Annotated in this window: 2 protein-coding genes; both read right to left on the reverse strand. The window is 71.1% G+C overall.

Going from position 1 to position 2060, the window contains the following annotated elements; genetic code table 11:
- Window positions 1–956 (reverse strand): endonuclease/exonuclease/phosphatase family protein (locus VIR15_RS05095; RefSeq protein WP_331926392.1); only part of this gene is annotated, 956 nt, incomplete at its 3' end.
- A 101-nt stretch (window positions 957–1057) separates the two neighbouring features.
- Window positions 1058–2060 (reverse strand): APC family permease (locus VIR15_RS05100; protein ID WP_331926393.1); only part of this gene is annotated, 1003 nt, incomplete at its 5' end.

Raw genomic sequence — 2060 nt, forward strand, 5'->3', positions numbered from 1 at the left:
TCGGTGGGCGCCCACTCGAGCCACTGGTCCGTGTAACCGGCCGGTCCCGTGAGGAACTCGTAGGGCGCCTTGTGGGGCACGGTGTCGTGCGGCTTGACCGCGTCGAGGAGGGGGTCGGAGTTGCAGTCGCAGACGAAGACCGTCGTGCGGTCGGAAGCGGTCGCCTCCGCGGCCACCTGCATGGCCTGCGCCAGGGCGAGGTCCGAGCTGAACGCCTCGAAGTGCGAGTTGACGAACCGGAAGGATGACCCACCCGCTCGCACGTCCACCCACTGGTAGCCGCGGGAGAAGTCCATCGTCACGCCGGAGATCTCCACCTTGAGGTTGTGGGTGAAGAGCTGGTCGTGCTCGCCGGTCACCGTGAGGGCGTTGGTGGCTCGCTTGAGGATGACGTCGTGCATCGTCAGCCGGACGTCACGCGGGTTGCCCATCGTCGCGGTGAAACTCGGCGACTCCACATCGGCACGCTCGCCGACGACCTCGGCGATGTAAGGGGTTCCGGCCGCACGCAGGTCGGCGAGCAGGGTCGCGAGGAAGTCATAGTCGACCGTCGTGGCATTGGGTACGCCGACCTTGTCCAGCTCGAGCGGCCCCGAGCGCCAGAGGGCGACCTCCTGCAGGCCGACGAGATCGGGCTTGGCGGTGGCGATCTCGCGGGCCAGCAACGTCGAACGGACCGGGAAGTCGGTTTGGTCGACGATGCGTCGCGTCACGTCCGTGGCGATGGCGAGCGCGGCGACGACCTCCTGCGGTGTCTTGCCCTGCGCCTGGGCGGCGAGCGCGGCCTCGACAGGTCGGTTGATGTCGGCGCCGAGGTAGATGTTGCGGGTCATCACCGTGATCGGCTTGCCCGGTGGTTCCGGCGCGGCTTGGGCGGCGGTTGCCGCGGCCATCGGGACCGCGACCAGGGCAGCGGCGGCCGCAGCGAGAACGGCACGCGTGGACAGTCGGCGCATCGGGTTCCTCCCCATTGAGCTATCCCATCGGGACTGTGAGGGTGAGCCTGCCGGTCCGCCGCTCGGGATGCAATGCTGTGGAGCCACTTGTGCCCTGCGAATCAGCCGGCCTCAGTTCCGCGGTCGCGGCGTGCGCGTCCATAGGCGAGCGAGGCCGCCACGATGCCCAGGGCCCAGAGCGTGTGGAGACCGTTGACGACGAGCAGGCCGAGGGTGGCGACAAAGGCCACCGCGGCGGTCCACCAGCCGAGGCTCCAGCGTGGGAGGAGGCGCAGCGCCGCGCCCGTCCCGAAGACGTAGACGAGGGTGAAGCAGCCGGTGGTGAGCAGCATGAGTGGAGTCAGGCCGAGGTCGAGGACGGCTGCGACCACGAGCGAGAGCGCGCCGCCGATGGTGAGCACGGCGAGACTGCGCCGCGGGACCTCGCCGGGGCCGCTGCCCTTGGCCAGGGTCGACGGGAGGCTTCCGTCGCGACCGAGTGCTGCGCCGAGCCGTGAGCCGCCGGCGAAGTAGGCGTTCATCGCGCCGAGCGTCAGCATGACGGCCGCGACAGCCGTGAGGACGCGGGCGCCGTCACCGAGTGCGACGGCCATGAGGTCTGACAGCGGTGCCTCGCTCCGGCCGGTTGCCGGGCCGAGCACGAGAAGGCTCGTCGCCGCCAGGCCGAGGTAGAGCAGTCCGACAACGGCGACGGCGATCGCTGTGGCGCGCGGGACGTCCCGCCGCGGGTTGCGGTAGTCGGCCGAGAGGGGAGCGACAGCCTCCCAGCCGGCGAACCCCCAGACGAGGACGGCGGCGGCGGTGGCCACGGGTCCCCAGCCGTTCGGCGTGAATGGTGACAGGTGGTCGGTGTTGCCATGGGGCAGGGCCAGGGACATGGTGACGACCATGAGCAGGGCGAGGGTGGCGGCCAGGGCCAGCTGCACCCGGCCGGAGAGCCGCAGGCCCACGGCGTTCATCGCCGCGGTGCCCGCGAGCAGCGCGGCCGCGACCGCCAGCGTGGTGGTCCGGCCACCGCCGACCACGTCGGCGACGTAGCCACCCGCCATCATCGACGCCGGAGGCGCGCCGACCGGGATGGCGAAGTAGAAGCACCAGCCGACG

Origin of the sequence: Intrasporangium sp., from assembly GCF_036566125.1 — a bacterium.
Classification (GTDB): domain Bacteria; phylum Actinomycetota; class Actinomycetes; order Actinomycetales; family Dermatophilaceae; genus Intrasporangium.